General features: G+C 41.3%; 13 protein-coding genes. 10 read left to right on the forward strand and 3 right to left on the reverse strand.

Going from position 1 to position 13,092, the window contains the following annotated elements; genetic code table 11:
* Nucleotides 1–23 precede the first annotated feature (23 nt).
* A complete protein-coding gene (locus ECA1_RS08555; RefSeq protein ID WP_060792241.1) occupies nt 24–758 on the reverse strand; it encodes an HAD family hydrolase in 735 nt (244 codons plus the stop codon).
* Nucleotides 759–1,002: 244 nt separating this feature from the next.
* On the opposite strand from ECA1_RS08555, the gene ECA1_RS08560 reads away from it, so the two are divergent.
* The 6 genes from ECA1_RS08560 to pepF all read left to right on the forward strand — a co-directional run bounded on the left by ECA1_RS08560 (nt 1,003) and on the right by pepF (nt 7,626).
* Complete coding sequence (locus ECA1_RS08560) at nt 1,003–2,739, forward strand: ABC transporter ATP-binding protein (protein ID WP_060792242.1); 1,737 nt, start codon at nt 1,003–1,005, stop codon at nt 2,737–2,739.
* A 709-nt stretch (nt 2,740–3,448) separates the two neighbouring features.
* On the forward strand, nt 3,449–3,847 hold the full coding sequence (gene spxA / locus ECA1_RS08565; protein WP_003127030.1) for a transcriptional regulator SpxA: 399 nt from the start codon (nt 3,449–3,451) through the stop codon (nt 3,845–3,847).
* A 152-nt stretch (nt 3,848–3,999) separates the two neighbouring features.
* Nucleotides 4,000–4,650: an adaptor protein MecA gene (locus tag ECA1_RS08570; protein WP_005229698.1), complete on the forward strand. Its 651-nt coding sequence runs from the start codon at nt 4,000–4,002 to the stop codon at nt 4,648–4,650.
* Nucleotides 4,651–4,750: 100 nt separating this feature from the next.
* Complete coding sequence (locus ECA1_RS08575) at nt 4,751–5,566, forward strand: competence protein CoiA (RefSeq protein ID WP_236596038.1); 816 nt, start codon at nt 4,751–4,753, stop codon at nt 5,564–5,566.
* A gap of 3 nt (nt 5,567–5,569) precedes the next feature.
* Nucleotides 5,570–5,740: a hypothetical protein gene (locus tag ECA1_RS17820; RefSeq protein WP_236596039.1), complete on the forward strand. Its 171-nt coding sequence runs from the start codon at nt 5,570–5,572 to the stop codon at nt 5,738–5,740.
* Nucleotides 5,741–5,808: 68 nt separating this feature from the next.
* A complete protein-coding gene (pepF, locus tag ECA1_RS08580; RefSeq protein ID WP_016610833.1) occupies nt 5,809–7,626 on the forward strand; it encodes an oligoendopeptidase F in 1,818 nt (605 codons plus the stop codon).
* A gap of 130 nt (nt 7,627–7,756) precedes the next feature.
* Here the strand turns inward: pepF and ECA1_RS08585 are convergent, their stop codons facing one another.
* Both ECA1_RS08585 and ECA1_RS08590 read right to left on the reverse strand, forming a co-directional pair.
* The gene (locus ECA1_RS08585; RefSeq protein ID WP_005229705.1) at nt 7,757–8,413 is read right to left on the reverse strand and encodes a ClpXP adapter SpxH family protein; all 657 of its coding nucleotides are present in this window, start codon (nt 8,411–8,413) and stop codon (nt 7,757–7,759) included.
* A 108-nt stretch (nt 8,414–8,521) separates the two neighbouring features.
* On the reverse strand, nt 8,522–9,097 hold the full coding sequence (locus tag ECA1_RS08590; protein ID WP_060792243.1) for a CYTH domain-containing protein: 576 nt from the start codon (nt 9,095–9,097) through the stop codon (nt 8,522–8,524).
* A gap of 196 nt (nt 9,098–9,293) precedes the next feature.
* Between ECA1_RS08590 and yjbM the strand changes: the two genes are divergently transcribed.
* The 4 genes from yjbM to mgtE are packed head-to-tail and all read left to right on the forward strand — an operon-like array spanning nt 9,294 to nt 13,051.
* Entirely contained in the window at nt 9,294–9,962 is a 669-nt protein-coding gene (yjbM, locus tag ECA1_RS08595) for a GTP diphosphokinase (RefSeq protein WP_005229708.1), read from the forward strand.
* Between the two features lie 5 nt (nt 9,963–9,967).
* On the forward strand, nt 9,968–10,765 hold the full coding sequence (locus ECA1_RS08600; protein WP_026008090.1) for an NAD kinase: 798 nt from the start codon (nt 9,968–9,970) through the stop codon (nt 10,763–10,765).
* Nucleotides 10,766–10,769: 4 nt separating this feature from the next.
* On the forward strand, nt 10,770–11,669 hold the full coding sequence (locus ECA1_RS08605; protein ID WP_060792244.1) for an RluA family pseudouridine synthase: 900 nt from the start codon (nt 10,770–10,772) through the stop codon (nt 11,667–11,669).
* Between the two features lie 17 nt (nt 11,670–11,686).
* On the forward strand, nt 11,687–13,051 hold the full coding sequence (gene mgtE / locus ECA1_RS08610) for a magnesium transporter (protein ID WP_010749430.1): 1,365 nt from the start codon (nt 11,687–11,689) through the stop codon (nt 13,049–13,051).
* Nucleotides 13,052–13,092: the final 41 nt, after the last annotated feature.

The raw sequence follows: 13,092 nt of genomic DNA on the forward strand, positions 1-13,092 counted from the left end.
CAGGAGCGAAGGTCCATCTTTTTTTAGTTATACATGTATGCAGGCACTTGCATCAGTGTGTCAATACTGTCTTGCAGCTGTGAAAAAGCAGTGATCGATGCATCTGGTAAGTCTTCCAATCCACTAGGCGCTTGACGGAGACGATGATTGAACCACAAAGCTTGCCAACCGGCTTTCTTACAGCCAACCACGTCATTATCAAAATTATCACCAACGTACAGTGTGGTTTCCGGATCAAGAGCAAAGGCGGTTTCTGCCAATTGGAAAATTTCTAGTTGCGGCTTTTGATAACCAGTTGCTTGTGAAATGATCATATGCTCTGGTTTGATCCATCGAGTCAGTTGCAACTGATCCAATTTTTTTTGCTGGTGGTCAGTGGGACCATTGGTAATAATTCCTAGTTTGACTGGCAATGTGGACAAATAGTTCAAAGTTGACTCAACTTCAGGATGCAGTGTGATGGCATCTAGTTCTTGTTCATAACACAGCTGAAACTTACAGCTTTCTTCTATTGTAATAGGTAAGTACCCTAAATCCGTTAATGAATGGGTCAGTCGAAAATAACGAAAATGATCTAGCGTCCATTCATTTGCCAATACCCGTCCAAACTGCTCATCACTGTGCACCCGAAACCGTAAGTAAAGAGCAGTTAAATCTTTGTGGGCTATTTGTGGGAAACATGAGGTTACGGCATTACGAAATGGTTGTTGCTGGTCATATAAGGTATCATCGACATCAAAAAGAATACTAGTGATCAAAAAAGACACGCCTTTCAGAGTTAGTGAAAATTTTCAGTTTGTTTTCGAATCAATCATAAGCCATTATTTCTGTAAAAAAAAGAGGAAAATCCCTGCAAAATAAAGGTTTTATTTACTGTTTTTAGAAATCCGCGTCTTCATAGGTTTTCAAAATTATAGTGAATTTTACCCATTTTCACATGTTTCTCATTTTGCATTTCTACTGAGAGTTGCTTATAATGAAAGCTATTGAGGAGGGGGAAATGTGTTAAAAAGTTTTTTTCGTTATTATCGACCGTATCGGTCACTATTTATACTCGACTTTACTTGTGCGGTATTTGCTGGTTTATTGGAACTAGCCTTTCCAGTTGCCGTCAACCAAGTAATCGATAAGATCATGCCTCAGAACAACTTTCGCCTAATACTGTTGGCATGCTTAGGCTTGTTCTTGTTTTATGTGATCAATACTGTGTTGCAATATATCGTGGTTTTTTATGGTCATAAACTTGGGGTCAATATTGAAACTGATATGCGTCAAGAGTTATTTCGACATCTGCAAACGCAATCTTTTGAATATTATGATAATCAAAAGACTGGCAAGCTGATCAGTCGATTGACTACGGATCTCTTTGAGATTTCTGAAGTCGCTCACCATGGTCCAGAGGATGTTTTTATTACCATTATGACTTTGGTCGGTTCATTCCTATTGATGTTAAATATGCATGTTCAATTAGCTGTGGCAACATTTGCGTTGATTCCCTTGATTACGATCGCCTTGGTTTTTTTCAATAAGAAAATGACCAAAGTCAACACACAGATCTATGATAATCTCGGTGAGTTCAACGCCGGAGTGGAAGCATCTGTCAGTGGCATTCGAGTGACACAATCATTTGCCAATGAAACGTTTGAACATAAACGTTTTGACGGGTTAAGTGAGATTTATCGGCAGTCTAAAATCCTTTTTTATAAGGTAATGGCAATCAGTTCAGCGTACAATTATTTCTTGATTCGGTTGATCAACTTGTTTGCTCTGATCTTTGGTGCCTACTACGTGATTCGTGGTGAACTGACGAACGGTCAGTTCGTAGGGTTTATTTTATTGTCAAATGTCTTTGTTAGACCAATCGAGAAGGTTAATACGATGATCGAAAGCTATCCGAAAGGCATCGCTGGCTTCAAACGCTTGACCGAAGAGTTGGATAAAGAACCGACGATCAAAGACAAGCCAGGCGCACGGGCAGTAACTTCCTTAAAGGGAGACATCGTGTACCATGATGTTTCTTTTTCCTATGCGGATGCGACGAAAGTCTTGAATCACATCGACTTGTCGATCAAAGCGGGTGAGACGATCGCCTTCGTTGGGCAAAGTGGTTCAGGGAAAACAACGTTATGCAACTTGTTGCCGCGGTTTTATGAAGTCACGGAAGGCGCCATTACGATTGATGGCATCAATATTCAGGAGATGACCTTGGCATCTTTACGTCAGCAGATTGGTACGGTGCAGCAAGATGTTTTTCTTTTCCCAGGAACGATTCGAGAAAATATTGCTTATGGCAAACTTGATGCAACAGAAGAGGAGATTTTAAAGGCAGTCAAATTGGCACACTTAGAAAAAGTCATTGATCAAATGACGGATGGCTTGGATACGGTCATCGGTGAACGAGGCGTCAAATTATCCGGTGGCCAAAAGCAGCGAGTAGCGATTGCTCGGATGTTCTTGAAAAATCCGCCGATTCTGATTTTAGATGAAGCAACTTCAGCGTTAGATACCGAAACGGAACAAGTGATCCAAGAATCATTGAATTCTTTGGCAGATGGGCGTACAACCTTGATCATTGCCCATCGCCTCGCAACGATCAAACATGCGACACGAATCATTGTCGTTAGTGAGAAGGGCATCTTAGAAGAAGGAACCCATGAAGAGTTGATGGCGAGAAGAGGGCATTATCGTGCATTGCATGATGCTCAATTCGCTCGTGACCGAGAACCAACACTCGCTTAGAAGAAAGACATGGTAAACGATCAGTTCAAGAATAGTACAGTCTATTATGCTTTGTCAGTGACCAAGTAACAAATTGGCTGGCTTCTTGGATTGATCGTTTTTTACTGAGTTTTTTGTGAGAAACCCTTTTCATTTATAAGCAGATGTTCATTTCTGCTGCTGTTTTATAGCAGATTATGACAGAAATGCTTCTATGGTTTTCTGATTAAAAAGGAATGTGATACAATAAAACCAAGAAGAAAGAGAGTGATTGCGATTACTAGCACAAAAAAATAACAATCATTTTCCTTGTAGCGCGATCGTTTCTCGGCAAAGGAAGGATCGTGAAAAAGTTCTTTTGAAAACGATTGAGCGACTGCCTTGGTTTTTCGCTCAGTTTTTGATTACATCTGTAATTTTCGGAGGAAAATTAAAAAACGTTGCCTTCTGTTAAAAGAATATTTTAATATTCTGACATCTTTTTGATAAACCTTTGACACACTGTTGTATAAAAGGAGTAATATTAAAAAAAAATTTGAGTTTTCTCATTTAAAAATAAACTTTTTGAAGGAAACCTTTTGCCTTAAAGGTTTCGCTTTTAATATAACTTTCGAGTTTTATTAAAAAATATGAGATTTAGACTAGATTTTTTTTAGTTAAACCTGTATAATTGAAATCAAGCGAGGGAACAGGACTTGCTTGATTGAAAATTAAAAAGGAGAGATGCACGTTGTTGACACTATACACTTCCCCAAGTTGCACATCTTGTCGCAAAGCTCGTGCGTGGTTACAAGAGCACGAAATCCCTTTTGTTGAAAGAAATATTTTTTCAGAACCGTTAAATATTTCTGAGCTTAAGGCAATTCTACAAATGACAGAAGATGGCACAGAAGAAATTATTTCCACCAGATCCAAAGTATTCCAAAAGTTGAATATGGATCTAGATGACCTGCCCCTAAAAGATTTATTGACACTTGTTCAAGAAAACCCAGGATTATTGCGTCGTCCGATCATGATTGATGAAAAACGATTGCAAGTTGGGTTCAACGAAGATGAAATTCGTCGGTTCTTACCTAGGGATGTTCGCCAACTGGAACTAAGACAAGCGCAATTAATGGCAGGATTATAAATTTGACTTCATCGACTCGCTTTCTCTTTGAAAGTGAGTCTTTTTTTGAGTTTTTACGTTTTTCTTAAGAGGATATTCGTTTTCTCTTTACTTTTTATCAGGTTTCGATACAATGAACCTATAGTGAGTAGCAAAAGTGAGGTGTAGCTAATATGGAAATGGAACATATCAATGAGAACACCATTCGTGTATTGATCAAAAGTGAAGACTTAGCTGCGAGAGGCATCACTTTTCTTGACCTTCTAGGAAATCACAATGAAATTGAAAACTTCTTTTACAGTATTCTTGAAGAAGTTGATATTGACGAAGAATTTAAGGGCAGTGAAGCTGTAACTTTCCAAGTCTTGCCTAAAGGCGATGGGTTAGAATTGTTTATTAGCAAAAATCTTCCACCAGAAGGAATGGAAAATTTTGATGAGATGAACGATGAAGCGAATGAAGACATTACCGACATGTTGAAAAAGCATGTGGCGGCTCAATTACAAGAGTCGGAGCAAGCAGAAGACATCGGCAATCGTTTTGTATTCGAGTTGTTGCGATTCGAAGATATGATTCAATTGGCATCCGAAGTATATTTGGATTCCGTTGCAACCAATCTTTACCAAATGGGTAACCATTATTATATTGAAATTCGATTCATGGATGCAGAGGTTACTGATATTGAAGTGGAGAACGCACTTTCTTATTTGATGGAATTTGCCCAACGGACATCAGTGACGCCAGAGGTTTTATCTGAATATGGTCAGTTGATCATGGAAAACGATGCACTTGAATTGACTCGTTTCTACTTCAAGAATGATTAATGAATGAAATTCATTTCCAGCCAAGAACATGTTGCTAATGTTCTTGGCTTTTTCAATTGTGTTTGATGAAAATGGCGTATCTTTTATTGAGGTGAGTTAGATGCTGAAAGCATTGAACCAAAGAAAAGAAGTCATTGCAGCGAAAGGGAGAAAGAAAGCATCAGGTCCTTTTTATTGCCCAGGGTGTCACCAAGAAGTGACTTTGCGGCAAGGAACCAAGCGACAGCCCCACTTTGCCCATCAAGCAACTGCTGATTGTCAGACTTACAGCGAAGGGGAGACGAAGGAACACTTGGAAGCCAAACAACTATTGTTTGAATGGTTTCAAGATACAGGGATTGAGATCGAAGCTTTTTTGCCTAAACTCCAACAGCGTCCTGACCTTTGTTATAAGAATATCGCCATTGAAGTACAGTGTTCTTCCCTAAAGTTTTCACGATTTCTTGAAAGAACCAGCACGTATTTAGCAAACGGCTATCGACCATGGTGGATCTTAGGGGAGAAATTGCATCCGAAACGCCAATGGTCACTTTTGACAAGAGCCTGCTGTAGTTATCAGGCAACTGGTTTTTGTTTGTGGCTGATTGATACGCAAAATCAATCCTTAATGAAGTTAGAACAAATCAACTGGCACTATCAAGAAGGAGTCAGCAGTCAACAAAGCGATGCTCGAAAAGGGGCGCCTTACCATAAAGAAACACTTCGCCCTTTGTGCAAAGGACAAAGATCAAACCATCACCGTCCTCCTGAGTGGCTTGCTGCAGACTATCAGGTCTGGTTGATACAAAAACTGCGAAAGAACCTGCCAAAAATCCGTATGATCCAAGAAATATTGTATCCGTTAAAAGGCAATGTCTCCCAGCTGCCTATGTGGTGCTATTGTGCAAGCAGCTTTGGCATTTTATTTGAGCATTGAATATTGGTTTTTCGCTTTCTTTATTTAAGTGACTGTCCACTTCGTTTTGATCAATGGGTGGCACGGCTACGGCAGCTGGATTGGCAATGGCAATTCCCGTTACTGGATCAACGGGAAATTTTGCGCGGACTCTTTCAAGAATGCCAATATTTAGAAAATTCGGTTTCTTTTTAAGCCAATGATTTGGTTTCACTGAAAAGTATGATAAGATAATTTTAACCAATGAACAAGGAGTGAAGGGAATGTCAGAAACAAAACAATTACCAGCACGTGAATCGATTCCAGTCGAAAAAACGTGGGACTTAACGAAAATCTATGCCGATGATGCGGCTTTTGACATAGAATTTCAAGAGATCCAAGCACAAGTCAAAGAAGCAAGTCGTTACCAAGGCACTTTAGCCGATGGGCCGCAAGCCTTCTTATCCGCATTAGAATTTGTTTTAGCGCTTTCTCGTCGTTTAGAGAAACTCTATGTATACAGTCATTTGAAAAACGACCAAGATACTGCCAATACGACGTATCAAGGCTTGTATGCAAAAGCAAGTAACTTGGTTGCGCAAGTAAGTGAAGCCGTTGCTTGGTTTGATCCTGAGCTATTGACAATGTCTGATGAAACGATTTGGGGCTATTTCGATCAAGAGCCGAAACTAGCTGTTTATCGTCATATGATCGAAAAAACCATCAACGAGCGTCCACATGTCTTGCCAGCGGAGCAAGAAGCGTTATTAGCTGGTGCTGGCGAAATTTTTGGGGCACCTGGCAACATTTTTTCTGTTTTAAACAATGCTGATTTGGATTTTCCAGTAGTTGAAGACGAAAACGGGGAAAAAGTACAGTTATCTCATGGTGTATACGGTGAGTTGATGGAAAGCACGGATCGATCTGTCCGTGAAGCAGCCTTTAAAGGTCTTTATGGTGTCTATGAGCAATTCCGCAATACCTTTGCCCAAACATTAAGCACCAATATCAAAGCTCATAACTTTAAAGCAAAAGCCCGCAAATTTGATTCGGCACGGCAAGCCGCTTTGAGTGCCAACCATATTCCTGAAAGTGTCTACGATACATTAGTGGACGTCGTCAATCAGCACCTGCCATTGTTGCATCGTTATATGGCATTAAGAAAACGCCTATTGGCTGTCGATACGTTGCATATGTATGATGTTTATACGCCAATTTTAGGGGAAGCGCCTATTCGTTATACCTATGAAGAAGCGGTCGAAAAAGCGAAAGAAGCGTTAAAACCATTAGGTGAAGAATACCTTGCAGTGGTTGAAGAAGCCTTCAGCAATCGGTGGATCGATGTCGTTGAAAACAAAGGCAAACGCAGTGGCGCGTATTCTTCTGGTGCCTATGATACGCTGCCATATATCCTGATGAACTGGAATGATCGATTGGATCAACTCTTTACTCTTGTTCATGAAATGGGACACAGTGTGCATAGTTACTTTACACGTAATAACCAGCCTTACGCCTATGGGGATTATTCGATCTTTTTAGCGGAAATCGCTTCAACCACCAATGAAAATATTTTGACAGAGTATATGCTGCAGACTGAAACAGATCCACGGGTCAAAGCTTATGTCTTGAATCATTTTCTCGATGGCTTCAAAGGAACGATTTTCCGTCAAACGCAATTTGCCGAGTTTGAACACTTCATGCACGTGGAAGATGCGAAAGGAACGCCATTGACCAGTGAGTTCTTAAGCGAGAACTATGCCGAGTTAAATGCAAAATACTACGGACCTTCTGTTGAAAAAGATCCTGAGATTCGTCTTGAGTGGTCACGCATTCCGCATTTCTATTACAATTACTATGTTTACCAGTATTCAACCGGATTTTCGGCAGCTTCTGCTTTAGCGAAGAAAATCTTAGCAGGTGAACCAGATGCCTTAACCAACTATTTGAACTATTTGAAAGCTGGACGCAGTGATTATCCAATCGAAGTCATGAAAAAAGCGGGCGTCGATATGACAAAAGCAGATTATATTGAAGACGCGATGAAAGTATTTGAGCAACGCTTGAATGAATTGGAAGAACTCGTCAAAGAAATTGAAGCATAATTGAAAAGCGAACCAATCCGTAAAGGATTGGTTTGTTTTTTTGTTTGTCCACAATAAAAAACGCTGCGCAGCGAGCCAAACACAAGATCATCGTTTGGCTCGCTGCGCAGCGTCGCTATTGAATAGGGTTTCATAAAAGAATCAACCCGCGATCAATTTCATGAATAGTGGAAAGTTTTGGTGCTTTCAAAGACTGAGCTTTTTGCAAGAATGTATCGAGTTCTGTTGCTGTACCACAGACGAGCGGAAGACTTCTCAGTTCCTCTGATCCTTCTAAAAGGACCCCATATTCTTCTTCACTTGAAAAATCATACACCACAGCAGAGGGTGTGATCGTGATGCCCATATCTTTGGCTACACGCTGATCGGTGGCAAAGTTCTTTTTCACTAGCTCAGAGGATCGATCTTCTAGGAACATCTCTAAATCACCATTCGTTTCAGAAAATAATTCTTTCACTAAGGCATCGCTATATTCTTGTCTTTCGATCCCTATCCGTTGTTGCAGTTTCAACAAGAAATCCCGCGCAATTTTTTTCCCTTGCAACTGAGCGGCCTTATAGTCCAGTGATGCAGCATAGATTTGGTTGGTCTGTTCATTTCGCAAGACCAAATCCGTCTTATTCATGGACAAATAGTCCATTGAGACACCTACGGAAAACAAGTTAACGAAAGGTAGGATCTGCAAATGGATTTTTTTGCGGCTGGTGTTTAATTTATTGAGAATCTCTTTTTCGATATCATAACAAATAGGCCCAATCGGATTAATAAATAAAAACAGTTCGATCATTTGAATCTCTCCCCAATTAAGATTCTTTTGTACCTTGAAAAACAAAATAAGTATGTTTTATTAAATATAGCAAAAAAACGCGAAAAAAGTAAGCAAAAGGACAGCTTACTATGATTTTTCTTCAACGGCTCGGATGATCTTGTTTTTCGCTGGTCGGTAAGGAACGCCAAAGAGACGTAACAAGGAGTGAAAGGCATCTTTTCCTTTAATCGGCTCGTTGACTTCTAACTCCAACTCATAATCATGCTGTTGACCATACCAGCTTTCATCCAAAGCAAGTAATCCTTCATTGATTGGAAATTCCGCCCGTTTCGTTTTTAATGCTGCGATCATGTGTAATGAATCAGGTTCGATATCCGCTGCTTTTAAACGTTGAGCAACCACACCTGTTTTTAAAATTTTTTCTGACGCGATCAATGACGCTGCGGTTTCGATTGTCAAAGGATCAGTCGTTTCTAGCAGACCGTGCTCAATGGGGGTTTTTAGCGTTAATTCCGCATTGGTAGCAGTCGTGCGAATACGCAAGCCGAACTGCTTTTCCTGCAGCTTATGATCTACCGTATCAAAATAGTAGTTGGTTTGTATCTTAAATGCTTCTTCTGACAAATTGTAATAAGCAAGCAGCTGGTGGTATTCTTTTTCCGTCAACATTGTTTTATATTCAATCTCTACTTGTTCGACCATCGTTTCTCACTCTCTTTCTATTGCAACCATAGTGTACGCTGTTTCAGCTATTCCGTCAAAGAAACCAAACAAAGAAAAGCTGAGACGTTGGGGGAGAGACAAAAAATCTTTTGTTTCTGCTCTTCTGTTCATTCAGTTTTATTCCAAGAGTATGGTAGAATAAGAGGTATGTTATGAACAGAATCGAGGGAGAAGAATGATTCGAGATTGGGAAGAATTCTTAGCGCCTTATGAACAGGCGGTTTCAGAATTAAAAGTAAAATTAAGAGGCATACGAAAACAATATCGGGAACAAAACAAGCATGTTCCCATTGAATTTGTCACTGGGCGGGTCAAGCCAGTGGATAGCATTTTAACGAAAAGTAAATTACGTGGGATTGCTTTGGATCGGCTAGAAGAAGAGATGTCTGATATCGCTGGCTTGCGAATCATGTGTCAATTTGTGGAAGACATTCACCAAGTCGTTGAACTGTTGCGTACACGTAAAGACATGAAAGTGATCATTGAACGGGACTATATCACCAATAAAAAAGCCAGTGGTTACCGTTCGTACCATCTAGTGATCGAATATCCCGTTCAACTGATCGACGGGGAAAAAATTATTTTGGCTGAGATTCAAATTCGGACACTAGCGATGAATTTTTGGGCAACGATCGAACATTCATTAAACTACAAATACCAAGGGGAATTTCCCGCTGAAATCAGTGAACGGCTACGTCGGTCGGCAGAAGCCGCCTATCAGCTAGACGAAGAAATGTCCAATATCCGTGAAGAGATCCAAGAGGCACAACGGTTATTTTCACATGGGAAAGGCAAGCGAGGCGGACATGATCAGAACCCGTTGCCAAAGGGGGAAACGGAATGAAAGGTATCCGCGTGGCAATCGTCCATAATCAAGAAAGCAAGTCGGTAGAAGTGACAAAGCGTTTAACTACGCTTTTAGAACAATCAGAAAATAAGATCGATCAAGACAATCCTGAATTAGTGATTTCTGTTGGGGGAGACGGCACGCTCCTTTCTGCTTTTCACTTGTACAATCATAAGTTGGATCAAGTACAGTTTTTAGGCGTCCATACGGGTCATCTCGGCTTTTACACGGACTGGCGAGATTATGAATTGGAAGAACTAGTCGAGTCATTATGCAATGACCATCAAAAAAGCGTCAGCTATCCGTTATTAGATGTCCGTATCACGTATGCGAATGGAAAATCAGACAAGCATTTCCTAGCATTGAATGAATCAACGATCAAGCGCGGCAATCGAACGATGGTTGCCGATATTTCTATTAAAGAAGACCTCTTTGAAAAGTTTCGCGGCGATGGCTTATCGATCTCAACGCCCACCGGCTCCACTGCTTATAACAAGAGTGTTGGTGGGGCAGTCTTGCACCCAAGTATCAATGCCTTTCAATTGGCAGAGATTGCTTCGTTGAACAATCGTGTCTTTCGGACCCTTGGTTCGCCGATCGTCGTGGGTCACCATGAATGGGTCAAAGTACAACTGCAGCAAAGCACCGACTATTTAGTGACGATCGATCAGTTTACCATCGAACAAGAAGAAATCGATGCTATCTATTACCGTATTGCCGATGAACGGATTCATTTTGCGTCTTATCGGCATATGCATTTTTGGAATCGGGTCAAAGATTCCTTTATTGGAGAAGAATAAACCCATGGAATTTACGTATCACTATACTGGACAAGGACAGCAAGTCAAATACTTTTTGAAGGAACAAGGGGTGTCCAAAGGACTGTTAGCAAAAATCAAATTTCAAGGCGGAAAGATATTTGTCAACGATCACGAGCAAAACGTCTTGTTTTCTTTGGCGCAAAATGATAGGGTAACTATTGTAATTCCTCCTGAAGGGGAACATGAGACGATGCTGGCTGACCCGACACCGATTGAGGTCGTGTATGAAGATGCCCATCTGTTAGTCGTGAATAAGCCAGCAGGCATCTCATCGATCCCTGCGCAATATCATCCGACTGGCACGATGGCCAATCGCGTCAAGGCCTACTATCAAGCGCAGCACTATGAAGATCAAGTGATTCATGTAGTCACGCGGTTAGACCGTGACACATCAGGACTGATGCTTTTTGCAAAACATGGGTTTGCCCATGCGAAGCTGGATAGCCAGTTGCGAAAGAAGCAGGTCGTAAAAAAATATCAAGCCCTCGTTGCTGGTGAACTGCCCGCACTTTCTGCCCATGGTGAGATTGAGCTGCCGATTGCTAGGGACCTGACGTCACTATTGAAACGCAAGGTCAGTGACGAAGGAAAAGAAGCACGGACGGAGTATTGGCTAAAACAACGCAATTCAGATTGCGCTTTAGTTGATATTCAGTTACACACAGGCAGGACACATCAAATAAGGGTCCATTTTTCTGCAATCGGTTGTCCCTTATTAGGAGACGAGATGTATGGCGGTACAATGGCTCTTGGGATCAAACGACAAGCATTACACTGCTGTCAGCTGCAATTTCAGCATCCCTTTACGAATGAACCGTTGGCTTTTAAGCTGCCCTTACCAGCAGACATGGCCGCTGTTTGCTCAGCCATGGATAGGCAATAACAAATGAGGTGAAGAGATTGGATGAAAATCAAGAATTAACTGAACGGTTTGATCAACTGAATCAAGCATTAAAAGACAATGATATCCAGGGATTTCGTGAGGCGTTCTTGGATCTGCATATCTACGAGCAGGGTCAGTTCTACCAATCTCTAGAAGCAGCCGATCGACAAATCGTCTATACGTATCTTTCCCCGAAAGAATTGGCAGACATGTTTGACGTCATTGAAGAAGATGATGAACACATGGTAGACTATCTTTCAGAGATGCGCCCCGCCTATGCGGCTGATATGTTGGCGCAAATGTATACCGATAATGCGGTTGACCTGCTGAATACTTTGGATAAAAAACAAACAGCAAAATATTTGAGTTTGATGACCGCTGAAGCTGCTAGCGAAATCAAAGAGCTGCTGCATTATGAAGATGAAACTGCTGGATCGCTGATGACTACCGAGTTTGTTTCCATTGTTGCCAACCAAACGGTTCGTTCAGCGATGTATGTCTTAAAAAATGCCGCAGATGTTGCCGAGACGATTTACTATATTTACGTCGTGGATACTGATAATAAGCTTGTGGGCGTTATTTCTTTAAGAGACTTGATCATCAATGATGAAGATACCATGATCGCGGATATTTTGAACGAGCGGGTGATGTCGGTCCATGTTGGAGATGACCAAGAGGATGTCGCTCAGACCTTCCGAGATTATGACTTTCTCGCATTGCCAGTCACCGATTATGACGATCACCTATTAGGGATCGTGACCGTCGATGATATCATCGACGTTATCGATGATGAAGCAGCCAGTGACTACTCTGGTTTGGCAGGGGTCAATGTGGAAGAAGTCAGTGAGAACCCAATCAAAGCATCTTCGAGACGCTTGCCTTGGCTTATCACGTTACTCTTTCTCGGAATGGCAACCGCCAGTCTGATCAGTCATTATGAAGAGTTGGTCAGCGAAGCAAGTATTCTCGCCGTCTTTATCTCACTGATCACCGGAACTGCCGGTAATGCTGGTACCCAATCCTTAGCCGTAGCCGTTCGTCGTCTGGCGATCAATGACGACAAAGAAAACAGCTTTATGAAGACGGTGGTCGGTGAAGTGCTGACAGGACTGTTCACAGGTGCCATCACGGGGTTGACGATTTTTGCTATCGTAGCTGTCTGGAAACAAAATCCGATTCTAGGGTTTGTGATTGGGATGGCGATGATGTGTGCCATCACAGTAGCCAACTTAGCGGGAAGTTTGATCCCGATGCTGATGGACAAGCTGGGTTTTGATCCAGCAGTGGCAAGTGGTCCGTTTATCACGACCCTTAGCGATTTGACTAGTGTTTTGATCTACTTCAACATTGCCAGTCTTTTTATGAACTATTTTATTCAATGAATAAAAAAGAGCAAGCCGATGATTCTTCATTCGAAGGAAGG

This window comes from Enterococcus casseliflavus NBRC 100478 (assembly GCF_001544095.1).
GTDB lineage: Bacteria > Bacillota > Bacilli > Lactobacillales > Enterococcaceae > Enterococcus_D > Enterococcus_D casseliflavus.

Coding starts and splice junctions, on each gene's coding strand:
- ECA1_RS08585 (WP_005229705.1), bottom strand. CDS start 8,413: ATGATCGAACTGTTTTTATTTATTAATCCGATTGGGCCTATTTGTTAT.
- yjbM (WP_005229708.1), top strand. CDS start 9,294: ATGATTCGAGATTGGGAAGAATTCTTAGCGCCTTATGAACAGGCGGTT.
- ECA1_RS08575 (WP_236596038.1), top strand. CDS start 4,751: ATGCTGAAAGCATTGAACCAAAGAAAAGAAGTCATTGCAGCGAAAGGG.
- ECA1_RS08605 (WP_060792244.1), top strand. CDS start 10,770: ATGGAATTTACGTATCACTATACTGGACAAGGACAGCAAGTCAAATAC.
- ECA1_RS08590 (WP_060792243.1), bottom strand. CDS start 9,097: ATGGTCGAACAAGTAGAGATTGAATATAAAACAATGTTGACGGAAAAA.
- pepF (WP_016610833.1), top strand. CDS start 5,809: ATGTCAGAAACAAAACAATTACCAGCACGTGAATCGATTCCAGTCGAA.
- ECA1_RS08570 (WP_005229698.1), top strand. CDS start 4,000: ATGGAAATGGAACATATCAATGAGAACACCATTCGTGTATTGATCAAA.